Source organism: Maritimibacter sp., assembly GCF_016774595.1.
GTDB classification, from domain to species: domain Bacteria; phylum Pseudomonadota; class Alphaproteobacteria; order Rhodobacterales; family Rhodobacteraceae; genus Maritimibacter; species Maritimibacter alkaliphilus.
On sequence record NZ_JACBWT010000002.1, the window covers coordinates 324462 to 345861 of the forward strand.

23 protein-coding genes are annotated in these 21400 nt (G+C 64.3%); 18 read left to right on the top strand and 5 right to left on the bottom strand.

Translation table 11 applies throughout. The features are described from left to right. Window positions 1-126 precede the first annotated feature (126 nt). The 4 genes from HOY44_RS12780 (at window position 127) to HOY44_RS12795 (ending at window position 3210) form a co-directional block, all read left to right on the top strand. Entirely contained in the window at window positions 127-1305 is a 1179-nt protein-coding gene (locus HOY44_RS12780; RefSeq protein ID WP_287435031.1) for an aspartate aminotransferase family protein, read from the top strand. Next, window positions 1302-2228, top strand: a complete 927-nt coding sequence (argF, locus tag HOY44_RS12785; RefSeq protein WP_287435033.1) for an ornithine carbamoyltransferase — start codon at window positions 1302-1304, stop codon at window positions 2226-2228. The genes HOY44_RS12780 and argF overlap by 4 nt, the downstream gene beginning before the upstream one ends. A gap of 63 nt (window positions 2229-2291) precedes the next feature. Beyond that, entirely contained in the window at window positions 2292-2528 is a 237-nt protein-coding gene (locus HOY44_RS12790; protein ID WP_008331284.1) for an Lrp/AsnC ligand binding domain-containing protein, read from the top strand. A 184-nt stretch (window positions 2529-2712) separates the two neighbouring features. Beyond that, window positions 2713-3210, top strand: a complete 498-nt coding sequence (locus HOY44_RS12795) for an isochorismatase family protein (protein WP_287435036.1) — start codon at window positions 2713-2715, stop codon at window positions 3208-3210. Here the strand turns inward: HOY44_RS12795 and HOY44_RS12800 are convergent. Continuing rightward, a complete protein-coding gene (locus HOY44_RS12800; RefSeq protein WP_040884708.1) occupies window positions 3207-4025 on the bottom strand; it encodes a sulfotransferase family protein in 819 nt (272 codons plus the stop codon). The genes HOY44_RS12795 and HOY44_RS12800 overlap by 4 nt on opposite strands. 143 nt (window positions 4026-4168) lie before the next feature. Between HOY44_RS12800 and HOY44_RS12805 the strand changes: the two genes are divergently transcribed. Genes HOY44_RS12805 through polA form a run of 5 tightly spaced genes read left to right on the top strand, consistent with a single transcriptional unit; the run spans window position 4169 to window position 9585 of the window. Next, the gene (locus HOY44_RS12805; RefSeq protein ID WP_287435041.1) at window positions 4169-5746 is read left to right on the top strand and encodes a DUF5928 domain-containing protein; all 1578 of its coding nucleotides are present in this window, start codon (window positions 4169-4171) and stop codon (window positions 5744-5746) included. Between the two features lie 10 nt (window positions 5747-5756). Further along, on the top strand, window positions 5757-6134 hold the full coding sequence (locus tag HOY44_RS12810; protein WP_138423858.1) for an HIT domain-containing protein: 378 nt from the start codon (window positions 5757-5759) through the stop codon (window positions 6132-6134). 56 nt (window positions 6135-6190) lie between these two features. After that, window positions 6191-6370: a zinc-finger domain-containing protein gene (locus HOY44_RS12815; protein WP_008331272.1), complete on the top strand. Its 180-nt coding sequence runs from the start codon at window positions 6191-6193 to the stop codon at window positions 6368-6370. Between the two features lie 15 nt (window positions 6371-6385). Next, window positions 6386-6766, top strand: a complete 381-nt coding sequence (locus HOY44_RS12820) for a VOC family protein (RefSeq protein WP_287435047.1) — start codon at window positions 6386-6388, stop codon at window positions 6764-6766. A 20-nt stretch (window positions 6767-6786) separates the two neighbouring features. Beyond that, window positions 6787-9585: a DNA polymerase I gene (polA, locus tag HOY44_RS12825; RefSeq protein WP_287435049.1), complete on the top strand. Its 2799-nt coding sequence runs from the start codon at window positions 6787-6789 to the stop codon at window positions 9583-9585. Here polA and HOY44_RS12830 read toward each other — a convergent pair. Further along, window positions 9582-9890: an ArsR/SmtB family transcription factor gene (locus HOY44_RS12830; RefSeq protein WP_287435051.1), complete on the bottom strand. Its 309-nt coding sequence runs from the start codon at window positions 9888-9890 to the stop codon at window positions 9582-9584. The two genes, polA and HOY44_RS12830, sit on opposite strands and share 4 nt — an antisense overlap. 249 nt (window positions 9891-10139) lie before the next feature. On the opposite strand from HOY44_RS12830, the gene deoC reads away from it, so the two are divergent. Beyond that, complete coding sequence (deoC, locus tag HOY44_RS12835) at window positions 10140-11192, top strand: deoxyribose-phosphate aldolase (protein ID WP_287435054.1); 1053 nt, start codon at window positions 10140-10142, stop codon at window positions 11190-11192. A 75-nt stretch (window positions 11193-11267) separates the two neighbouring features. Beyond that, complete coding sequence (locus HOY44_RS12840; RefSeq protein ID WP_287435056.1) at window positions 11268-13619, top strand: aldehyde dehydrogenase family protein; 2352 nt, start codon at window positions 11268-11270, stop codon at window positions 13617-13619. A gap of 279 nt (window positions 13620-13898) precedes the next feature. Here the strand turns inward: HOY44_RS12840 and HOY44_RS12845 are convergent, their stop codons facing one another. Then, window positions 13899-14888, bottom strand: a complete 990-nt coding sequence (locus HOY44_RS12845) for an adenosine kinase (RefSeq protein WP_287435058.1) — start codon at window positions 14886-14888, stop codon at window positions 13899-13901. Further along, window positions 14885-15529, bottom strand: a complete 645-nt coding sequence (nth, locus tag HOY44_RS12850; protein WP_138423851.1) for an endonuclease III — start codon at window positions 15527-15529, stop codon at window positions 14885-14887. Before nth ends, HOY44_RS12845 begins: the two co-directional genes overlap by 4 nt. 110 nt (window positions 15530-15639) lie before the next feature. On the opposite strand from nth, the gene HOY44_RS12855 reads away from it, so the two are divergent. The 6 genes from HOY44_RS12855 (at window position 15640) to HOY44_RS12880 (ending at window position 19973) form a co-directional block, all read left to right on the top strand. Then, the gene (locus tag HOY44_RS12855; RefSeq protein ID WP_287435061.1) at window positions 15640-16287 is read left to right on the top strand and encodes a Hint domain-containing protein; all 648 of its coding nucleotides are present in this window, start codon (window positions 15640-15642) and stop codon (window positions 16285-16287) included. Window positions 16288-16371: 84 nt separating this feature from the next. Further along, entirely contained in the window at window positions 16372-17241 is an 870-nt protein-coding gene (locus HOY44_RS12860; protein WP_008331259.1) for a methylated-DNA--[protein]-cysteine S-methyltransferase, read from the top strand. 109 nt (window positions 17242-17350) lie between these two features. Next, window positions 17351-17986 carry a YiaD family glycine zipper/OmpA-like lipoprotein gene (locus tag HOY44_RS12865; RefSeq protein ID WP_040884705.1) on the top strand — a complete coding sequence of 212 codons (636 nt, stop codon included), beginning with the start codon at window positions 17351-17353 and terminating at the stop codon, window positions 17984-17986. 109 nt (window positions 17987-18095) lie between these two features. Further along, entirely contained in the window at window positions 18096-18860 is a 765-nt protein-coding gene (locus HOY44_RS12870) for a hydroxypyruvate isomerase family protein (protein WP_287435065.1), read from the top strand. A gap of 61 nt (window positions 18861-18921) precedes the next feature. Then, window positions 18922-19284 (top strand): VOC family protein, encoded by a 363-nt coding sequence (locus HOY44_RS12875; RefSeq protein ID WP_287435067.1) that lies wholly within the window; start codon window positions 18922-18924, stop codon window positions 19282-19284. Beyond that, window positions 19284-19973 carry a helix-turn-helix transcriptional regulator gene (locus HOY44_RS12880; protein ID WP_287435069.1) on the top strand — a complete coding sequence of 230 codons (690 nt, stop codon included), beginning with the start codon at window positions 19284-19286 and terminating at the stop codon, window positions 19971-19973. Before HOY44_RS12875 ends, HOY44_RS12880 begins: the two co-directional genes overlap by 1 nt. Here the strand turns inward: HOY44_RS12880 and HOY44_RS12885 are convergent. Continuing rightward, complete coding sequence (locus tag HOY44_RS12885) at window positions 19970-20887, bottom strand: cation diffusion facilitator family transporter (RefSeq protein WP_287435071.1); 918 nt, start codon at window positions 20885-20887, stop codon at window positions 19970-19972. The two genes, HOY44_RS12880 and HOY44_RS12885, sit on opposite strands and share 4 nt — an antisense overlap. Window positions 20888-20952: 65 nt before the next feature. On the opposite strand from HOY44_RS12885, the gene HOY44_RS12890 reads away from it, so the two are divergent. Continuing rightward, entirely contained in the window at window positions 20953-21357 is a 405-nt protein-coding gene (locus tag HOY44_RS12890) for a MerR family transcriptional regulator (RefSeq protein ID WP_287435073.1), read from the top strand. Window positions 21358-21400 lie beyond the last annotated feature (43 nt).

Below are 21400 nucleotides of genomic sequence, written 5' to 3' on the forward strand. Positions count from 1 at the left end.
GCTGATTGCCGACGCCGCCGCACCCGCGCCTGACGTCCGCTTCCGTTCGCCCCCAAAACCCTCTTAAATCGTTGACACCGGCCCGCCCTTGCGGCACCCAAAGGCCTCTTTTTGAAGGATGACGCTATGATCCCGTCCGTTCTGCCGACCTATGCGCGCGCGAAACTGAACTTCGTCAAAGGCGAAGGCAGCTGGCTGATCGAGGAAGGGGGGGACCGATACCTCGATCTGGGCGCGGGCATCGCGGTGAACGCGCTGGGCCATGCGAACCCCGACCTGATCGGCGCGTTGACCGCGCAGGCCCACAAGCTTTGGCACGTCTCGAACCTTTACGAGATTCCGGGCCAGAAGGTGCTGGCCGACAAGCTGGTCGAAGCCTCTTTCGCGGACACGGTGTTCTTCACCAACTCCGGCACCGAAGCCGCCGAACTCGCCATCAAGATGGCGCGCAAGTACCACTATGACCGCGGCGACACCGACCGGGTCGAGATCATCACCTTCTCCGGCTGCTTCCACGGCCGCTCCACCGGCGCCATCGCGGCCTCGGGGGCCGAGAAGATGGTGAAGGGCTTCGGGCCGCTGATGCCCGGCTTCGTCCATCTCGAATTCGGTGACCACGACGCCTTGCGCGCCGCCGTGACCGAGAAAACCGCCGCGATCCTGATCGAACCGGTGCAGGGCGAGGGTGGCATCCGCCCGGTGCCCGATCAGTGCCTCAAGGGTCTGCGCGACCTGTGCGACGAGACCGGGACGCTTCTGATCTTCGACGAGGTGCAGTGCGGCGTCGGTCGGACCGGCAAGTTCTTTGCCCACGAATGGGCCGGCGTCACGCCCGACATCTGCATGTCCGCCAAAGGCATCGGCGGGGGCTTCCCGCTGGGCGCGGTGCTTGCGACCGAAGATGCCGCCTCGGGCATGGTCGTCGGCACGCATGGCTCCACCTACGGCGGCAACCCGCTGGCCATGGCCGTGGGGATCAAGATGGTCGACGTGGTCACCGGCAACGGGTTTTTGGACGACGTGAACCGCAAGGCCGGGCTGCTGCGTCAAAAGCTCGAAGGGCTGATCGACGCGCATCCCGACATCTTCGACAGCGTGCGCGGCGTGGGCCTGATGCTCGGCCTCAAGTGCAAGGTCGCGCCTGCCGATCTGGTGGCCGCTGGTTATGACGCCCATGTCATCACCGTGCCCGCCGCCGACAACGTGGTGCGCCTCCTGCCGCCGCTCAACATCACCGACGAAGACATCGCCGAGGGCGTGGCGCGGCTCGACGCCGCCGCAACGGCGCTGGAGGCCAAGGCATGAGACATTTCCTCGACATCAACGCCACCGACCCGGTGGACCTGCGCACCATGCTCGACGAAGCCCACCGGATCAAAGCCGGGCGCGGCGATGCGGCCAAGGGCGTGCCGGACGACGAACAGGCATTGGCCGGAAAGGTCGTCGCGCTGATCTTTGAGAAGCCCTCGACCCGGACGCGCGTGTCCTTCGACGTGGGCGTGCGCCAGATGGGCGGCGAAACGCTGGTCCTGTCGGGGTCGGAAATGCAGCTGGGCCACGGCGAGTCGATCCCCGACACCGCCCGCGTTCTGTCGCGTTACGTCGACCTCATCATGATCCGCACGTTCGAGGAATCCGCGCTGCAAGAACTGGCCGAATTCGCGACCGTCCCGGTCATCAATGGCCTGACGAACCGCACCCACCCCTGTCAGATCATGGCCGACATCCTCACGTATGAGGAACATCGCGGCCCGATCGCCGGGAAAAAGGTGGTCTGGACCGGCGACGGCAACAACGTCTGCGCGTCCTTCATCCACGCCGCGGGGCAGCTTGGCTTCGACCTGACCTACACCGGCCCCGAGCGGCTCGACCCCGACCGCGAGTTCGTCGAGGAAGCGCGCGCCAAGGGCGTGAAAATCGAGATCGAGCGCGACCCACATGCCGCCGTCAAAGGGGCCGACCTCGTTGTCACCGACACGTGGGTTTCGATGCACGACGCGCCTTCGACCCGCGAACGCCGCCACAACCTCCTGCGGGCCTATCAGGTGGACGACCGGCTCATGGCGGGCGCCAACCCCGACGCGCTGTTCATGCACTGCCTGCCCGCCCACCGGAACGAAGAGGTCACCGACGCCGTCATGGACGGCACGCAATCGGTGGTGTTCGACGAGGCCGAGAACCGCTTGCACGCACAGAAAGCGATCATGCGCTGGTGCCTGGGCGTCTGAGTTGCCAACCGGGCGGCTTTGACCCAAGGTGCCCGCAAGGCCGCCTGACCGAAGGATACGAGAATGAGCGCCATCTTCATCCAGATCCGCTGCAAGCCGGGGTCGACCTATCGCGTGGCCGAGGAAATCGTGCTGCGCGAACTGCACTCCGAGCTATACTCGACCAGCGGCGACTATGACCTTCTGCTCAAGCTCTACGTGCCGGACGGGCAGGACGTGGGCCGATACGTGAACGAGCAACTGCTCGACGTGCCGGGGATCGAGCGATCCCATACGATCATGACGTTCAACGCGTTCTGAGCCGACCCCGCCCGTTTCAGTCTTGCCTTCGGATTGCGCGCCCCGCCCGGAAAATGATCGGGTTCATGGGGATCGCCCCGCGACCTGCAAGGGTCACGTATCCCGTAGTGTCTGGCGCCCCCGGAATGTGGGAGTGTTACGCTCAACTGTCAGAGCCGTTTCACGGCGTATCTAGGGGTGGGGTATGACCGCAGCACTGGTGGTCATCGATATGCAGGTCAGCCTGATCGAGGACGAAACGCCGAACACCGATGAAATCATGTCGGCGGTGTTTCGTCTGGTCGAACGGGCGCGCGGCGATGGCGTGCCCGTTGTCTGGGTGCTCGACACCGGCGTCACGCCGGACCCGTCGCTGCACCCCGTATTCAAGCCCAAACCCGGCGAGGCGGTGGTGCGCAAGGACCTGTGCAACGCTTTTGTCGGCACGACGCTCGCGGGCGAATTGGGCGGGCGCGGGGTCGACCGGATCGTGGTTTGCGGGATGCAATCCGACGCCTGCATCGACGAAACCGTCCACGCCGCCCCGAACTACGGCTTTGCCGTGACGCTGGTCGGCGATGCGCACACGACCCACGATTTCCACAAGCGCGACTTTCGCGACGTGATCGCGACGGTGAACGCGAACCTCGCCAAGCTGAAGGATGTCGAGGTCGTGGGTCTGACGGAGGTCAAGCTGGTCTAGCTGCCCAGCTTCTTGTGCACTTCGTGCAGGTCGATGTCCCCGATGGGCAGCTTGTTCCCCGGATTGTCGAAGTCGTATTTGAACAACTCGAAATCCTTGCGGTAGATCTCCCACATCAGATGCATCGACAGGTCGTCGAAATAATCCTCGACCGGGTGCGCGCGTTCCGGCCCGTGGCCCGCGCTTTCGTTGAAGCGGGGAATGGTCTTGAGGTTCACCTTCTGCGGCGTCTTCACGTTGTCGAGCACCTTCTTCATCCCGACATTGAAGTTCTCGGTCCAGAAGATGTGGTCGTAGGTGCCGCCGTTGTGGATGAAGGTCGAGACATGGCCGGACATGGCCGACCAGTGAATGTCAGGGTCCATCGGGCGGCGGAACTTGATGGTGTCGCGGGTGAACAGCAGGAACCGTCGGAACGACTTGATCTGGTCGAAGTCGAAATTGTCCTCGGGGCTTCCCACCTCGATCCCGTATTTCTGGATCAGAAGCGGGACGAGGTTACCGCGATAGCGTTTGCCGTTGCGCTGGATGCCGCAGATCTTGTCGAAGAACGATGACAGGATCCGCGTGTAGGGATTGCGCACGCAGGTGAAGGCGAAACTCTTGTGCGTCTTCACGTTGCGTTCGATCTTTTTCTGGTTCTCTTCCTGCGCCCACTTGATGATGCCGTCCTGCGCATCGTGAATGTCGCCGTCGAAGAACGCGCCGTGATCGGAGTAATACATGATCTGACCGATGGTCGAGCAGGCGCATTTCGGAACGACCCGATACACCATGCTTTCCGTTTCGGTCATCCAGGTTCCGGGGAAACCCATGCTTGCTGCCCGCCTTATTGTGACCCGCTCGCCCGAGGTCGGATTGTTTTGACAGAAAAAAGCAAACAAACACTGTCATTTCAATGCTTCGTTACGTTAAGCCTGTCAACAATCCGCCCCGAACCGCCCCTCTTGGAGCCTGAATGGCCAAGATTGCCTTCATCCTTCTGTGCCACAAAGACCCCAAGGCCATCATCGATCAGGCGCAGCGCCTGACGGCGGCGGGCGACTATATCTCGATCCATTTCGACGCCCGCAGCCCGCGCTCGGATTACGAGATGATACAGGCCGCACTGGCCGAAAACGGCTCGGTCACCTTCGCCAAGAAGCGGGTGAAATGCGGCTGGGGGGAATGGTCGCTGGTCCAAGGCACGCTTCACGCGGTCGAGGCGGCGGTGGAGGCGTTTCCGCGCGCCACGCATTTCTACATGGTCTCCGGCGACTGCATGGCGATCAAGTCGGCGGAATATGCCCACGAGTTCCTCGATGACGACGACAAGGACTATATCGAAAGCTTCGATTTCTTCGAAAGCGACTGGATCAAGACGGGGATCAAGGAAGACCGTCTGATCTGGCGGCACTACTTCAACGAACGCACCCAGAAGGGGCTGTTCTACGCCGCGATGAACCTGCAAAAGCGGCTGGGCCTCAAACGCGATGTCCCGGCCGACATCCAGATCATGATCGGGTCGCAGTGGTGGTGCCTCCGGCGCCGCACGATCGAATGGATACTGGACTTCACCCGCAAACGCCGCGACGTGATGCGGTTCTTTTCGACAACGTGGATTCCGGACGAGACGTTCTTTCAGACCCTCGTGCGCCACCTCGTCCCGCATGAAGAGATCGAGACGCGCACGCTGACCTTCCTCATGTTCACCGACTACGGGATGCCGGTGACCTTCTACAACGATCACTACGACATGCTCCTGTCGCAGGACTATCTGTTCGCCCGCAAGATCAGCCCGGACGCGCATGAATTGAAGCGCCGGCTGGGTGCGCTTTATGCCTCGGACACGACCGACTTCAAAATCTCGAACGAGGGGCGCAGCCTATTCAAATTCCTCACGGGCCGGGGCCGGATCGGGCAACGCTTCGGGGAACGGTTCTGGGAAAGCGAAACGACGCTGGGGCGCGACCGCGAATTGCTCATCATCGTTTCGAAGAAGTGGCACATCGGCAAACGGATGCTTCAGCTTCTGCGCGACAAGACCAACATCCCGGCCATCGACTATCTCTTCGACGAAGAAGAGACGGTGCTGCCCGATCTCGGCGGCATTCAGGCGACCATCGAAAAGCGCACGCGCCACCGCCGCGCCCTGATGCGGATGCTGTTCGATTACTACAAGACCGACAGGCTCGCCATCGGGATGGACCCGGGCGATATCGAATTGATGAAAGATTTCTACACGGATCGCTCGAAAACCCGGCTGTTGGAGATCGAAACGGACTATTCCGACGAGTGGATTCTCGGCCACGCCATGCGCGTCGGGCTGGCGGGCGAACGCACCCCGCAAGAGGCGCTCGACCGCCTGATCCCCACGATCCGGCAGGATTTCTTCTATGAATCCGACCGTATCCGCGACGAGGGGTTCGTCGACATGCACATCCTTCGCGAAAACGGCACCTCCGAGGAAAATGCCGAGGCCCTTGCCAAGTTCCTGACGATCCCGGAAGAAAGGGCCCTGGAACTTGCGCAAACCGACGGCTTCTTCAGCGACTGAGACGGGACATATGGCCTACGACTACGATACCCAGAACATCTTTGCGAAAATCCTGCGCGGTGAGATTCCGAACGACACGGTGCTGGAGACCGAGCACAGCCTCGCCTTCAACGACATCCAGCCGCAGGCCCCTGTGCACGTGCTGGTGATCCCGAAAGGCGCCTATGTGACATGGGACCATTTCGCGGCCGAGGCGTCGGATGCGGAACTGGCGGATTATTCTCGCGCCATTCAGGCGGTGATCGACAAGCTCGCCATCGCGCCCGGCGCGGGCGGTGAGGGCTATCGCCTGATCGTGAACGGCGGCAAGGCGGGCATTCAGGAAGTGCCGCATCTGCACACCCACATCCTGTCGGGCAAAGTGCTGGGCCGGATGCTGCCGGGCTGACTTGTGACCGGCCGCGTGGCTGGTATTCTGAGACAAAGCGACAAACGAGGCGCGAAATGACGATGGACGCACCGGAAACCAAGGTGGTGGACAAGAAAAAGGTGGCCTGTGACGGCGGCGGGCCGGCCACGGGCCACCCGCGTGTCTGGCTGACCATCCCCGACGACACGGGATATGTGGAATGCGGGTATTGCGACGCGAAATACGTCTACAAGGATTTCGCCGACAAGGCGTAATCCTGCGGGGGCGGCATGAAAATCGACCGGCTGGATCACCTCGTCCTGACTGTGGCCTCGCTCGACGCGACCTCCGACTTCTACGCCCGCGTTCTTGGCATGACGGTGGTGACCTTCGGATCGGGGCGCCGGGCATTGCAGTTCGGCCAGCAGAAGATCAACCTTCACGAAGCGGGCCGTGAATTCGAGCCGAAAGCGCACCGTCCCACCCCCGGCAGCGCCGATCTATGTTTCATTGCGGCGGGCAGCATGGCAGATGTGGTGAACCATATGCGGGCCTCGGATGTGCCAATCGTCGAGGGGCCTGTTGCGCGCACCGGAGCGGTCGGGCCGATCACCTCGGTCTATCTGCGCGACCCGGACGAAAATCTGATCGAAGTGTCGGTCTACGAGTGACGACCTAGCGGGAGACGAGCATGACATTCGGCAAAGGGTGCCATCTGCACCTCATCGACGGCTCGGCCTATATCTTCCGCGCCTACCACGCACTGCCGCCGCTGACGCGCAAGTCCGACGGGCTGCCCATCGGGGCGGTCAGCGGGTTCTGCAACATGCTGCAACGGTATGTCGAGGACAACACCGGCCCCGACGCGCCGACCCATGTGGCGGTGGTGTTCGACAAGGGCAGCCACACGTTCCGCAACGATATGTACGACCAGTACAAGGCGAACCGGGACGAGATGCCCGAAGATCTGCGCCCGCAGATCCCGCTCACGCGCGAAGCGACTATCGCCTTCAACATCGCCTGCAAGGAGATGGAAGGCTACGAGGCGGACGACATCATCGCGACGCTGGCCTGCATGGGGCGCGAAGCCGGGGGGCGGGTCACCATCCTGTCTTCGGACAAAGACCTGATGCAGCTTGTGGGCGACGGGGTCGAAATGCTCGACCCGATGAAGAACAAGCGGATCGACCGCGAGGGTGTGATCGAGAAATTCGGCGTCGGGCCGGAACGGGTGGTGGACGTGCAGGCGCTTGCAGGTGACAGCGTCGACAACGTGCCGGGGGCGCCGGGCATCGGGATCAAGACCGCCGCGCTGCTCATCAACGAATACGGCGATCTGGAAACGCTGCTCGACCGGGCCGAAGAGATCAAGCAGCCGAAGCGGCGCGAGACCCTGACCCAGAAACGCGAACAGATCGAACTGTCGAAGCGGCTTGTGCAGCTCGACTGCGAAACGCCCATCGACTTCACCCTCGACGACCTAGAGGTGCGGGACCCCGATCCCGACAAGCTGATGCCGTTCCTCGCCAAGATGGAATTCCGCACGCTGACCCGCCGGATCGCGGACAAGCTGGGGGTGGAGCCGCTGGCGATCCCCGAGCCGGAGGTGAAAGACGCGCCCGAAGGCGATGCGCCGGACGCGCCTGAAATCGACCCTGAAAAATACGAGTGGGTCAAGGACATGGAGGCGCTCGACCGTTGGATCGCACTGATCCGCGATTACGGCTATGTCGCCGTGGACACCGAAACCACGTCGCTGAACGAAATGCAGGCGGAGTTCGCGGGCATCTGCCTTGCCGTCGTGCCGGGGGACGCGTGCTATATCCCGGTGGGTCACAAAGTGGGCGACGGCGAGGGGCTCTTTGCCGACGACAAGCTGGCGGAGGGACAACTGCCCCTCGACGACGTCCTCGCGGCACTGAAGCCGGTCCTGGAAGATCCCGCGATCCTCAAGATTTTCCAGAACGCGAAATACGACACCAAGATTTTCAGCCGCCACGGGCTGAACGTCGCGCCCATCGACGACACGATGCTGATGTCCTACGCGATGTTCTCAGGTCTCCACAATCACGGCATGGACACGCTGTCCGAGCACTACCTCGGACACACCCCGATCTCGATCAAGACCCTGCTCGGGACAGGCAAAAGCGCGATCACCTTCGACAAGGTGAAGATCGAAGATGCGGTGAAATACGCGGCCGAAGACGCCGATGTGACCCTTAGATTGTGGCAATTGTTCAAGCCGCGCCTGCACCGCGAAAAGGTAACGACGGTGTATGAGACGCTCGAACGCCCGCTGGTGCCCGTGCTCGCCCAGATGGAAATGCACGGCGTTCAGGTCGACCGCGATACCCTGTCGCGCATGTCCAACGCCTTCGCGCAGAAAATGGCGGGGCTTGAGGCCGAGATTCACGAGCTTGCGGGCCAGTCCTTCAATGTCGGCTCGCCCAAGCAGCTTGGTGAAATCCTGTTCGACAAACTGGGTCTCGAAGGCGGCAAGAAGGGCAAGACCGGGGCCTATGCCACCGGCGCCGACGTTCTAGAGGATCTCGCGGCCCAGCACGACCTGCCTGCCCGTGTGCTCGACTGGCGGCAGTTGTCCAAGCTCAAATCTACCTACACGGATGCGCTCCAGACCCACATCGACCCGGACACGGGCCGGGTGCATACGTCTTACCTGCAAACCGGCGCGTCGACGGGCCGGCTGGCCTCGACCGACCCGAACCTCCAGAACATCCCGATCCGCACGGAAGAAGGGCGCCGCATCCGCGAAGCCTTCGTCGCGCCGGAGGGCAAGGTTCTGGTCTCGCTCGACTACAGCCAGATCGAATTGCGCATTCTGGCGCATGTCGCCGGGATCGAGTCGATGAAACAGGCGTTCCGCGACGGCGAAGACATTCACGCCGCGACGGCATCGGAAATGTTCGACGTGCCGTTGGACGAGATGACGCCGGACGTGCGACGGCAGGCCAAGGCGATCAATTTCGGCGTGATCTACGGCATTTCCGGTTTCGGCCTGGCCCGCAACCTGCGCATCCCGCGGGGCGAGGCGCAGGGGTTCATCGACCGCTATTTCGAGAAGTATCCCGGCATCAAGGAATACATGGACGACACCGTGGCCTTCGCCAAGGAACACGGCCATGTCGCAACCCTGTTCGGCCGGAAGATCCACACGCCCGAGATCAACGCAAAAGGGCCCCACGCCGGGTTCGCCCGCCGCGCCGCGATCAACGCGCCGATCCAGGGGTCGGCGGCGGACATCATCCGCCGCGCCATGATCCGAATGCCGGACGCGATCTCCGGCCTGCCGGTGAAGATGCTGCTACAGGTGCACGACGAACTGATCTTCGAGGTCGAAGAGGGCGGCGTGGACAAGGCCGTGACGGTCATCCGCGACGTGATGGAAGGCGCGGCCGATCCGGCCGTGAAGCTCGACATCCCTCTGGTGGTCGATGCCGGGCAGGGCGCGAACTGGGCCGAGGCGCACTAAGCCGCCTTCGGGTGCATCCGCGCATCCACCGCCATCGTGTGAGCGAGGGCGATCGTGCGGCAGAATTCCGTGCTTTCGAGCAGATAGCTGACCTCGGGCCCGCGCCGCTTGCGCCGGATGAGGCCCGAAGCCTCCATCACCCGGACATGGTGGATGAGCACGGCGTTGCTCAACCCCGTTGCGGCACGTAGCGCGGCGTAGGTCTGCCCGTTGCGCGAGTCGTCCACCAGCAGGCGAAAGATCTTCGCGCGTCTGGGATGGGCGAGAGCGTTGAACATCAGGGCGATTTTGTCGTCAGCGGTCATGGGGCGGTTCCTTCGGTGGAGGGGTTCGGTCCACACAGAATGACGAGAGAGTGTTGAAAGCCCGTTAACGAAAGTCTTAATTTCCTCCAAGAAAGCTGTTCAATTCCAGTGGCTTGCCGATACCAGAATACTAGGATCCTAGTATTCTATCTTCCCGACCCGCCCAAAATCGCCCCCGCCAACCAGCGAAACGCCGCCCGCCATCCACCCTTCCCACCTCTTAATTTGACCAAAAGGAAAAATATTGCCATGTGCGTGCGCAGGTGCGAGGCTCGCAGCAACACATCGGAGTTCAACGTGCAGACCGAAACACACACAGCGAAGGCCCAACTCGGGGCGGCGCAGCTTCCCGACGTTGTCGACCAACGCAATCCGGGCCTCCCGCTCGACATGGATTGGGTGCGTGCGGTGCAGGTCAACACCTCCGCCGTCGAGCGCCGCGCGGGCACCATCGGCGCGCGCCGGTCGGTCAAGAAGGACTATCAGGCCGCGTGGCTCCTCAAAGCGATCACCCTCATCGACCTGACCACGCTCGCCGGGGACGACACCGAAAACCGCGTCCGCCGCCTCTGCGCCAAGGCCCGTCAGCCAGTGCGCCAGGACCTGCTCGACGCGCTGGGTGTCGACGGCCTCACCACCGGCGCGGTCTGCGTCTACCACGACATGATCGAGGCCGCCGTCGACGCGCTCCACGGCACCAAGATCCCGGTCGCAGCCGTCTCCACCGGCTTTCCGGCGGGCCTCTCGCCCTTCCACCTCCGCGTCGCCGAGATCGGCGAGAGCGTCAAGGCCGGCGCGCAGGAGATCGACATCGTCATCTCCCGCCGCAAGGTCCTGACCGGCGACTGGCAGGGTCTCTACGACGAGATGCGCACATTTCGTGAGGCTTGCGGCGACGCCCATGTCAAAGCGATCCTCGCCACCGGCGAACTCGGCACCCTGCGCAACGTCGCGCGCGCCTCGCTCGTCTGCATGATGGCGGGCGCCGACTTCATCAAGACTTCGACCGGCAAGGAGGGCGTCAACGCGACCCTGCCCGTGAGCCTAGTGATGATGCGCGCGATCCGCGACTACTACGACCGGACCGGCATCAAGGTCGGCTACAAACCGGCGGGCGGCATCTCGAAAGCCAAGGATTCGCTCACCTACTTGGCGCTGGTGAAAGAGGAACTGGGCGACGACTGGCTCGACCCCCACCTGTTCCGCTTCGGGGCTTCGTCGCTCTTGGGCGACATCGAACGCCAACTCGAACATCACGTGACCGGGCATTATTCGGCGGGCTACCGCCATGCGATGGGGTGAGGTGCGCCCTGACTTCGCTCCGGGCGGAGCGAAGTCGGCATCCAACGGGCACAGCCCCGGAAAGAGGATCAGAAAGTGACCATCAAGGAAATCTTCGACAGCATGGATTACGGCACCGCCCCCGAAAGCGCGTCCGAGGCGATGGCCTGGATCGCCGAGCACGGCGCGAGTTTCGGCCTGTTCATCGACGGCGCATGGAAAAAGCCGGGCGACACGTTCGAAACGAAGAACCCGGCCACGGGCGAGGTGCTGGCCAAGATCACTCAGGCCGGGGCCGATGACGTCGACGCCGCCGTGCGCGCGGCGCGCAAGGCGCAGCCGGGCTGGGCGAAACTCTCGGGCCACCAGCGCGCGCGCAAACTCTATGCGCTGGCGCGACTGGTCCAGAAACATGCCCGGCTCTTCGCGGTGCTGGAAACCCTCGACAACGGCAAGCCGATCCGCGAAAGCCGCGACATCGACATCCCGCTCGTCGTCCGCCATTTCTACTACCACGCGGGGATGGCGCAGCTTCAGGACGCCGAACTTGCGGATCGCGAGGCGCTGGGCGTCGCCGGTCAGATCATCCCGTGGAACTTCCCGCTCCTGATGCTTGCGTGGAAAATCGCGCCCGCCATCGCGATGGGCAACACCGTGGTGCTGAAGCCCGCCGAATACACCTCCCTCACCGCGCTCCTTTTCGCGCAAATCTGCGACGAGGCGGGGCTGCCCAAGGGCGTCGTGAACATCGTCACCGGCGACGGCGCGGTGGGCGAGGCGATCACGGCCCACGAAGGCATCGACAAGATCGCCTTCACCGGCTCGACCGATGTGGGCCGGATCATCCGCAAGGCGACGGCAGGTACGGGCAAATCGCTCACGCTCGAACTGGGCGGCAAGTCGCCCTACATCGTCTTCGACGACGCCGATCTCGACAGCGCGGTAGAGGGTCTGGTGGATGCGATCTGGTTCAATCAGGGGCAAGTCTGCTGCGCGGGCTCGCGTCTTCTGGTCCACGAACCCGTGGCCGAGCGGTTCTATACCAAACTCAAGGCGCGCATGGCGAAACTGCGCGTGGGCGACCCGCTCGACAAATCCATCGACGTGGGCGCGCTGGTCGATCCCGTCCAGCACGACCGCGTGTCCAAACTGGTCGAAGCGGGCGCGGCCGAAGGCGACGTTTTCCAGGCCCCGGCCGAGATGCCCGTGACGGGGTGCTATTACCCGCCGACCCTCATCACCGGCATGTCGCCCGCAGCCTCGCTGATGCAGGAGGAAGTCTTCGGCCCCGTTCTAGTCGCCACCACCTTCCGCACCCCGGAAGAGGCGGTCGCCATCGCGAACAACACCCGCTATGGCCTCGCCGCGACCCTCTGGTCCGAGAACGTGAACCTCGCTCTCGACATCGCGCCCAAATTGGCCGCAGGCGTGGTCTGGGTGAACGGCACCAACATGTTCGACGCGGCGGCAGGTTTCGGCGGCGTGCGTGAAAGCGGTTTCGGGCGCGAAGGCGGATGGGAAGGGCTTCTGGCCTATACCAAGCCCAAGCGCAAACCCGCGACCCTGAAACCGATCCCGGCCGTGGCTGCCCCCAAGGGCGCCAAGGTCGACGAACTCGACCGCACGGCCAAACTCTACATCGGCGGCAAACAGGCGCGGCCCGATGGCGGCTATTCCAAGCCGGTCTGGTCCAAGTCCGGCGCGCTTCTGGGCCACGTGAGCCTCGCCAACCGCAAGGATGTGCGAAACGCTGTCGAAGCCGCCACGGGTGCTGCGGGCTGGGCCAGGACGACGGGCCACGCGCGCGCGCAGATCCTTTATTACATTGGCGAAAACCTCTCGGCCCGGGCCGATGAATTTGCCAGCCGGATCAATGCCCTGACCGGTGGTCGCAGCGGCAGGGCCGAGGTCGAGCGGTCCATCGACCGGCTTTTCACCTATGCCGCCTGGGCCGACAAATACGACGGCGCGGCCAAACCGGTGCCGCTGCGCGGCGTCGCGCTCGCCATGAACGAGCCGGTCGGTGTGATCGGCCAGTTCTGCCCCGACGACCACCCGCTCCTGGGCCTCGTCAGCCTCGTCGCCCCGGCCATCGCGATGGGCAACCGGGTCGTGGCGGTCGCCTCCGAACCTTTCCCGCTCGCCGCGACGGACTTCTACCAGGTGCTCGAGACCTCGGATCTACCGGGTGGGGTCGTCAACATCCTCACCGGATCGCACGCCGAACTCGCCAAACCGCTCGCCGGTCACCTCGGCGTCGATGCGGTCTGGAGCGCCTCCGGCGCCGACCTGTCGAGCCTCATCGAATACGAGAGCGCCGGGAACCTGAAGCGAACCTGGGTGAACAACGCGCGCGACCGTGACTGGACGGGCGCGGACGGCGAGGGCCGTGAATTCCTCGCTCAAGCGACGGAGGTGAAAACCGTCTGGGTGCCCTACGGCGAATGAGGGTTTGCGCCGGGCTTCGCCCGTCGCGGTGGCCGCCCATGACGGGCCTTTGATCTCATTGGAAAACGAAACAGGGGGGCCTCGGCCCCCCTCGCGCTGCGCGCTCACCCCCTGAAGGTTTCTGGAAACAGAGAAGGAGGAGGCGTGTGTCTCCTCTTCTTCGTTTCAAAAAACCTCGGGGAGGTCTGGAGGGATCGCCATGATCGCGCCATTGGTCCGAGCGACAATGGCGATGCCCCTCCAGCGGATCGTGGCGGGCGCAAGCCCGCCGCGAAACGCCTAAAGCGCGATGCCGTTCTTGCGGAACAGGTCTTTCAGGTCGGCTTCGGGGCGCGGGCCGATGTGGCTGATGACCTCGCCCGCGGCGATGACGCCCATGCGACCGCAGGTTTCGAGGTCATGGCCCAGCGCGTACCCGGCAAGGAAGCCGGCGGCGAACTGGTCGCCCGCGCCGGTGGTGTCGACCGGGTCGATCCGGTTCACCGGCACCACGGCCTCTTTCTCGCCCTGCATCAGCACCACGTCGGCGCCGGACCGGGTGCAGACGGCCAGACCACATTCGGCGGCGGCCAGTTCCAGCGCCGCCGACAGGTCGGTCTGGTAGAGCGACTGCCATTCGTGCTCGTTCCCGATCACGAAATCCATTTCTTTCACGAAGCGGCGGAAATCGTCGCGGTGGCGTTCCACGCAGAACGGGTCGGAGAGCGAAATGCCCACCTTGCCGCCGGCCTTGTGCGTGATCTCGGCGGCGCGGTTGAAGGCCGCCTTGCCCTTGTCCTTGTCGTAAAGATAGCCCTCGAGGAACATGACCTCGGTATCGCGCGCGGCTTCTTCCGGCACGTCGGCTTCGGAGATTTCCGACGAGATGCCGAGATAGGTGTTCATCGACCGCTCGCCATCGGGCGTGACGAAGATCATGCAGCGCGAGGTCGGCAGTTCCCCGTCCTTCACCGGCGCGTTGACGAACACCGTCCCGTCCTCGGCCATCTCATGCGCATAGAAACGCCCCAGCGAATCGTCGCGCACGCGTCCGAGGAAGCCGGTCGACAGGCCCAGGTTCCCGAGCCCGGCGAGCGTGTTGGCGACCGACCCGCCCGGCGCCTGCACCCTGTTCTCCATCGCGCCATAGAGCGTTTCGCCGCGTTCCTTTTCGACGAGCTGCATGATGCCCTTTTCGATCCCCATGTGTTCGAGGAAGTCGTCGGTGTTCTGAGTGATGACGTCGACGATGGCGTTGCCGATGCCGACGACCTGGAAGCGTTTGGTCAAAGGTTCTTCTCCTCGAATTGGCAGAGATCGCGGATCAGGCAGGTGCCGCACAGGGGCTTGCGTGCCTTGCAGGTGTAGCGCCCGTGCAGGATCAGCCAGTGATGGGCGTGCTGCTGGTAATCCGCCGGGACATTGTCTTCGATGGCGCGTTCGACGGCCACGACGTCTTTGCCCGGGCAGATGCCCGTCCGGTTGCCGACGCGAAAGATGTGGGTGTCCACCGCCTGCGCCGGATAGTGCCACCACATGTTCAGGACCACGTTCGCGGTCTTGCGGCCCACACCGGGCAGCGATTGCAGCGCGGCGCGACTGTTGGGCACCTCGCCGCCGTAGTGATCGACGAGGATCTGCGAGAGCTTGATGACGTTCTTGGCCTTCTGGCGAAAGAGGCCAATGGTCTTGATATGCTCGGTCAGGCCCGCTTCGCCCAGCGCCAGCATCTTGGCGGGTGTATCCGCGATCTTGAACAACTCGCGCGTGGCCTTGTTCACGCCTGCGTCCGTCGCCTGCGCCGACAGCGCCACGGCGACGACGAGCGTATAGGCGTTGACGTGCTCCAGTTCGCCCTTCGGCTCCGGCTCGGCCTCGTGGAACCGGCGGAACACCTCGCGGATCGTCATATAGTCCATTTGCTTGGCCATCGGTCCCCGTATCGGGGGTTTCGGCGGGGGGCGCAAGTTGGTGTGCGGGTCTTAACCTCGTGTTTCGCTTTTTCTGGTCTGGTGATGCGCAAAGGTCCAAGGATCGGGGCATGACAGCCAGAATGCACAGCCAGATCGCGACGATGCCGGGGTTCGGACCCGGAACGCATGTGATGACGACCGACGGGGAATTGCCCGTCGAATGGCTGGCGACCGGCGACCGCGTGCTCACGCGCGACCACGGGGTTCAGCCAATTCTTTGGGTCGGACGCATGCGCGTCCCGGCGGGTGATGCCACCCTGCAACCGGACCTCACTATGGTCGAGATCGCCGAGGGCGCCTTGGTGGATGGCGGCCCGACCCACGCGACCTGGCTCGCGCCCGCGCACCGGGTTCTTTTGTCGGGCGCGGCGGTGGAGTTGCATCTGGGGGTGGACGAAGCCCTCGCGCCAATCGCGCACCTTGCCGACGGGCTGCGCGTGCGCAGCGCCCCGATGGGGGCAAGCTGTCTGACCCAACTCCTCCTTCCCGTGCATGACCTTGTGCAGGCCAACGGGCTGTGGGCGGAATCGCTGCTGCTCGATCCGGCGACGCTGGGTGTCATCGGGCGTGACCTGCCTGCGCACCTGCTGGCGACACCATCGCTCAGGCTCAGTCATGCCCGCGCGGCCCGGCTCTGTCTGACGCAGTGGGAGGTGCGGGCGTTGCGCGGCACGGATCGGGATCAGATCCCGCGGATGATCCGACAGGTTGCGTGATGCGCGGCGTCCCACGCTAAACCGCAGGAAACGGGTCGCTTGCCGGGCGCGCCCCGCCTAAATTGGGTGGCGAAGGAGACGCCCATGACCGCGCTTGATCTGAAAACGCCCGAGACCGAGGCTGAAGGAGCCTATCACTACCATGTCATGCGTCGGGCCATCGACGCCATCGACGCGGCGGGCGGAACGCCCCTGACGCTCGATGCGCTGGCGGGCGAAGTGAACATGAGCCCCGCGCATTTTCAGCGTGTTTTCTCGAAATGGGTCGGCGTCAGCCCCAAGCGGTATCAGCAATACCTGACCATCGACCACGCCCGCGCGCTGCTGCGCGACAAGTTCACCATGTTGGAGGCGGCCAATTCACTGGGTCTTTCCGGGACCGGGCGGCTTCACGACCTGTTCCTGACGTGGGAGGCGATGAGCCCCGGCGACTACGCCAAGGGCGGCGAGGGTCTGACGATCCGCTGGGGCTGGTTCGATTCGCCCTTCGACCTCGCCCTCGTCATGGCGACGGACCGGGGTATCTGCGGACTGGCCTTCGCCGCCGAAACCGGGGCCGAAGCGGCGATGGCCGATATGCTGTCGCGCTGGCCCAAGGCGACGTTCGTCGAAGACCCCATGGCGATCCGGCCCGATGTCACGGCGGCTTTCGATCAGACCGGCGAGGCGCGGCTTCACATGATCGGCGCGCCCTTCCAGATCAAGGTGTGGGAGGCTCTGATCGCGATCCCCTCGGGCCACGTCACCACCTATTCCGAAATCGCGGGCGCGGTCGGCCACCCCAAAGCGGTCCGCGCCGTGGGCACTGCCGTAGGACGAAACCCGGTAAGCTGGATCATCCCGTGCCATCGGGCGCTGCGCAAATCTGGGGGCCTTGGCGGGTACCACTGGGGATTGCCGGTCAAACGCGCGCTTCTCGCGTGGGAGTCCGCGCGCGACGAGGCCATCGGGTAGGCGGCGGTTTGCTGCCCGCCGCGAAACCCGGGCCGAACGGGCCTTTCCCCTTGCGGGGCCGGGGCTTATGCTGCCCGCGAAGATCGGATTCCCACTGAAAGGTCCACGAATGACTACCCTGAAACCCCTGTTCGTCCTGCCGCTGGTGTCGGTTCTGGCGCTGACCGGCTGCTCGACCGTGGGTCAGCGCGAAGGCGCGGGCATCGCGACCGGCGCGGCTGTCGGCGGCCTTGTCGGCGCGGCGATCCCCGGCAACCGTGCAGCCACCGCGGCGGCCGGCGCCATCGGCGGTGCCATCGTCGGCGGTCTGGTCGGCAACCAGCTCGACAAACAGGCGGGCGACCTGCGCTCGAGCCTGTCGAACTCGTCGATCCAGGTCATCAATACCGGCAGCTATCTGAAGGTCGTGATGCCGCAGGGCATCCTGTTCCCGACCGACAGCGCCGATGTTTCGCCCGCCCTTTACCCCGATCTGCGCGCGCTGGCCGAAAACCTGCGCGAATATCCGAATTCGTCGGTTCAGGTCGTGGGCCATACCGACAACACCGGGCAGGCGAGCTACAACCTCACCCTGTCGCAGCGCCGCGCGCAGGCCGTGCTCGGCGTGATTCAGTCGAACGGCGTCGGTGCCGCACGGCTTCAGGCGGTGGGCAAGGGCGACAGCGAGCCGGTCGCGACCAACCTGACGCCCGAGGGCCGGGCCCAGAACCGTCGTGTCGAGGTGCTCATCATCCCGCGGGGCTGAGACCGGGCCAAAGGTTAACGAAGGGGCCGGACCAGCGTCCGGCCCTTTTTCGTGTCCGATGCACCGTTGCGGCTAGTCGAAACATGGATTGACCGCTAGGGAAGACGACATGCCGAAGTTCGCCGCCAATATCTCGCTCCTGTTCAAAGAGCTTCCGTTCCTCGACCGTTTTGCCGCTGCCGCCGACCACGGCTTCACCGGGGTCGAGGCGTTGTTTCCCTATGACGACGCGGTGACGCAGATGACCCGGCGGCTCGCCATGAATGGCCTCCAGATGGTGCTCATCAATTGCCCGCCGCCCAACTGGGCCGGGGGCGAGCGTGGGTTTGCGGCCGTGCCGGGTCTGACCGAACGCTTCCGCCACGATTTCAAACGCGCGGTTCGCTTCGCCGAGGCGCTGGGCGCGCAGCACATGCACGTCATGGCGGGCAAGGCGAGCGGTCTGGTCGCGCGAACCACATTCGTCGAAAACCTGCGCTGGGCCTCGGCTGAGGCACCCAGGATGAGCCTGACCATCGAGCCGCTCAACGGCACCGACATGCCGGGGTATTTCCTGAACGACTTCGATCAGGCGGCCGAGATACTGGATGAGGTGAAGGCGAAGAACGTGAACCTTCAGTTCGATATGTATCACGCGCAGATGCTCACCGGCGACGGCATGGCGGTGTGGGAGGCGCATGGACACCGCGCGGCCCACGTCCAGATCGCAAATGCGCCGGGTCGGCGGGCACCCGAGAAGGGCGAGGTCGGCTTTCCCGCCTTCTTCGCCGCGCTGGATGAAAGCGGCTACAAGGGCTGGGTCTCGGCCGAATACATGCCCGAGGGCGACACGCGAAAAACGCTCGGCTGGCTGGACGCGATGAAAGGCTCCTGACAGGATGCTGTCAGTTGGGGGGTGTTAATCAGGGTTCGTCAGAACATGAAGGAGACCTGATATGACCACGCAACCCATTGTCGTCTGGGCGGAAATTCCAGTGAAAGACCTGAAGACCTCGATCTCGTTCTACGATTCCGTCTTCGGCTATCGGACGGAAATTGACAGCAGCGCCCCCTTCGCGGTGCTCAACGGCTCGACCGGCGGCGTCGGCGCGAACCTGTTCCAGTCCGACGACACCGGCACCCGCGGCAACGTCATCCACTTCGCCGTCGACGGCACCTGCGAGGCGGCTGCCGACCGCGTGCGCTCCGCCGGGGGGCAGGTGCTGGGCGAGGCTGTCGAGATCCCGGCGGGCCGCTTCATCATGGCTCTCGACCTCGACGGCAACCAGATCGGCCTGTTCCAGCCGCACGCCGCCTGATGCGACGGGCCGACCGCCTGTTCCAGATCGTTCAGTATCTGCGCGGCGGTCGGCTGACCACGGCCCGCAGCCTCGCCCAACGGCTGGAGGTGAGCGAGCGGACCATCTACCGCGACATCGCCGATCTCATCGGCTCCGGCGTCCCCATCGAAGGCGAGGCCGGGGTCGGCTACATCATGCGCGCGGGCTACGACGTGCCGCCGCTCATGTTCACGCAGGCGGAGGTGACGGCGCTTGTCGCTGGTGCGCGCATGGCCCGTGCCTGGGGCGGGCTGGAAATGGCCCGCGCCGCCGAAGAGGCGCTGGTCAAGATCGAAGCGGTGCTGCCGCAGAGCCTCAAGGATCGCGCCGCGCGGGTGCCGATCGAAGCGATGGACTTCCTCTCCGCCGACCCCGTCGACCGCGCCCGGCTCGACCAATTGGAACATGCCGCTCATGCCCGCCTGCGCGTGCGCTTTCCCTATGAGGACGAGGGCGGGCAGGCGACGACCCGCACGGTGCGCCCGCTTGCGCTGCTCTACTGGGGCAAGGTCTGGACACTGGCGAGCTGGTGCGAGCTTCGTCGGGATTTTCGCATGTTCCGCGTCGACCGCATGGGCGAGGTGAGCGAGGGCGATGTGTTTCCGCTGGAGTCCGACAAGACCCTCAAGGCGTTCTACGACTGCCACCGGGGCCGACCGCTCGCCTAACTCCCGATCCGCGCCGGATGCGCACAGGCCAGTTCCGGCGTTTCCGCGTCCAGCGTCACATGGGTGATCTCGAACCGGGTGTGGAGCATATCCCGAAGGCGGCCCTTCACACGCGCGATCTGCGGCAACGTCTCGGCGTCGGTCACCAGATGCGCCTCCAGCGACACGACCCGTTCGCTGATCTGCCAGATGTGCAGGTGATGAACGCTCGCGACCCCTTCGACGGTTTCCATCGCCGCCAAGACCTCATCCGGCTCGATGCCCGGAGGGGTGCCGAGCATGAGGGTGCGGATCACGCCCCGGATTTCGCCGACCGCCATCCACAGGATGTAGCCCGCGATCAAAAGCGTGGCGAGCGGGTCGGCCCAGCTCCACCCGAACGACACGATGAGGAGCCCCGTGACGATGACCGCGACCGAGCCCAATGCGTCCGCCACGTTGTGCAGGAACGCCGCGCGGATGTTCACGCTTTCCTTGGACAGCCGATAGGTCAGCCAGGCTGTCACTGCATCGACGATCAGGGCGAAGACCGACACCCAGATCATCAGCCAGCCAATCACCTCGACGGGTGCGAAGAACCGCTGCACCGCTTCGTAGATCAGGTAAAGGCCGATCACGATCAGGGTCGTCAGGTTGATGAGCGCGGCAACGAGTTCCGCCCGTTTGTAGCCGAAGGTCATGGTCGCGTCGGTCGGTCGCCGCCCGATCCGCCGCGCGAACCACGCGATGCCAAGGCTCGCCGCATCGGACAGGTTGTGCACCGCATCCGCGATCAGCGCAACCGAACCGGACAGGAGACCCCCGACGATCTCGGCCACGGTCAGCGCGACGTTGACGCCGACCGCCGTCGCGACGGCGCGGTCGCCCGCGTCGGGGTCTACGTGATAATGGCCGTGGGCGTGATCGTGGGGCATGGCATTCTCCGTCTGCCCACCCTAGATAATTCCTCTAGCGACTAGAGGTTCAAGAGGTAATTTTCATGTATTCGATTGGTGAACTCAGCCGTGCCACCGGGGTCAAGGTGCCGACGATCCGGTATTACGAGGGCGTCGGGCTGATCGAGGCCGACGGGCGGACCGAGGGGAACCAGCGCAGGTATTCCCGCGCCGGGCTGGAGCGTCTGGGGTTCATCTGCCACGCGCGCGACCTGGGCCTGTCGCTCGATGCGATCCGGGCCTTGGTCGCGCTGGACCCTGCCAATCATGCCGAGACTCACGACATTGCCGAGACCCACCTGTCGGACATCCGCGCCCGGATCGCGCGGCTCAGGCGGCTGGAGGCGGAACTTCTGCGGATCGTCGAGGCCTGCGACGGAGGGCCGGGGCACGACTGCAATATCCTCGAAGCGTTCGGGGATCATCGGCAGTGCGATCACGAGCATTGAAAGGTTAACGGCGGGGTTCGCCGGAGGATTGGTTTCGGCTTAA

Excerpts from the sequence above, each read along its gene's own strand:
- HOY44_RS12780 (WP_287435031.1), top strand. The coding sequence starts at position 127 with ATGATCCCGTCCGTTCTGCCGACCTATGCGCGCGCGAAACTGAACTTC.
- argF (WP_287435033.1), top strand. The coding sequence starts at position 1,302 with ATGAGACATTTCCTCGACATCAACGCCACCGACCCGGTGGACCTGCGC.
- HOY44_RS12790 (WP_008331284.1), top strand. The coding sequence starts at position 2,292 with ATGAGCGCCATCTTCATCCAGATCCGCTGCAAGCCGGGGTCGACCTAT.
- HOY44_RS12795 (WP_287435036.1), top strand. The coding sequence starts at position 2,713 with ATGACCGCAGCACTGGTGGTCATCGATATGCAGGTCAGCCTGATCGAG.
- HOY44_RS12800 (WP_040884708.1), bottom strand. The coding sequence starts at position 4,025 with ATGGGTTTCCCCGGAACCTGGATGACCGAAACGGAAAGCATGGTGTAT.
- HOY44_RS12805 (WP_287435041.1), top strand. The coding sequence starts at position 4,169 with ATGGCCAAGATTGCCTTCATCCTTCTGTGCCACAAAGACCCCAAGGCC.
- HOY44_RS12810 (WP_138423858.1), top strand. The coding sequence starts at position 5,757 with ATGGCCTACGACTACGATACCCAGAACATCTTTGCGAAAATCCTGCGC.
- HOY44_RS12815 (WP_008331272.1), top strand. The coding sequence starts at position 6,191 with ATGACGATGGACGCACCGGAAACCAAGGTGGTGGACAAGAAAAAGGTG.
- HOY44_RS12820 (WP_287435047.1), top strand. The coding sequence starts at position 6,386 with ATGAAAATCGACCGGCTGGATCACCTCGTCCTGACTGTGGCCTCGCTC.
- polA (WP_287435049.1), top strand. The coding sequence starts at position 6,787 with ATGACATTCGGCAAAGGGTGCCATCTGCACCTCATCGACGGCTCGGCC.
- HOY44_RS12830 (WP_287435051.1), bottom strand. The coding sequence starts at position 9,890 with ATGACCGCTGACGACAAAATCGCCCTGATGTTCAACGCTCTCGCCCAT.
- deoC (WP_287435054.1), top strand. The coding sequence starts at position 10,140 with ATGTGCGTGCGCAGGTGCGAGGCTCGCAGCAACACATCGGAGTTCAAC.
- nth (WP_138423851.1), bottom strand. The coding sequence starts at position 15,529 with ATGGCCAAGCAAATGGACTATATGACGATCCGCGAGGTGTTCCGCCGG.
- HOY44_RS12855 (WP_287435061.1), top strand. The coding sequence starts at position 15,640 with ATGACAGCCAGAATGCACAGCCAGATCGCGACGATGCCGGGGTTCGGA.
- HOY44_RS12860 (WP_008331259.1), top strand. The coding sequence starts at position 16,372 with ATGACCGCGCTTGATCTGAAAACGCCCGAGACCGAGGCTGAAGGAGCC.
- HOY44_RS12865 (WP_040884705.1), top strand. The coding sequence starts at position 17,351 with ATGACTACCCTGAAACCCCTGTTCGTCCTGCCGCTGGTGTCGGTTCTG.
- HOY44_RS12870 (WP_287435065.1), top strand. The coding sequence starts at position 18,096 with ATGCCGAAGTTCGCCGCCAATATCTCGCTCCTGTTCAAAGAGCTTCCG.
- HOY44_RS12875 (WP_287435067.1), top strand. The coding sequence starts at position 18,922 with ATGACCACGCAACCCATTGTCGTCTGGGCGGAAATTCCAGTGAAAGAC.
- HOY44_RS12880 (WP_287435069.1), top strand. The coding sequence starts at position 19,284 with ATGCGACGGGCCGACCGCCTGTTCCAGATCGTTCAGTATCTGCGCGGC.
- HOY44_RS12885 (WP_287435071.1), bottom strand. The coding sequence starts at position 20,887 with ATGCCCCACGATCACGCCCACGGCCATTATCACGTAGACCCCGACGCG.
- HOY44_RS12890 (WP_287435073.1), top strand. The coding sequence starts at position 20,953 with ATGTATTCGATTGGTGAACTCAGCCGTGCCACCGGGGTCAAGGTGCCG.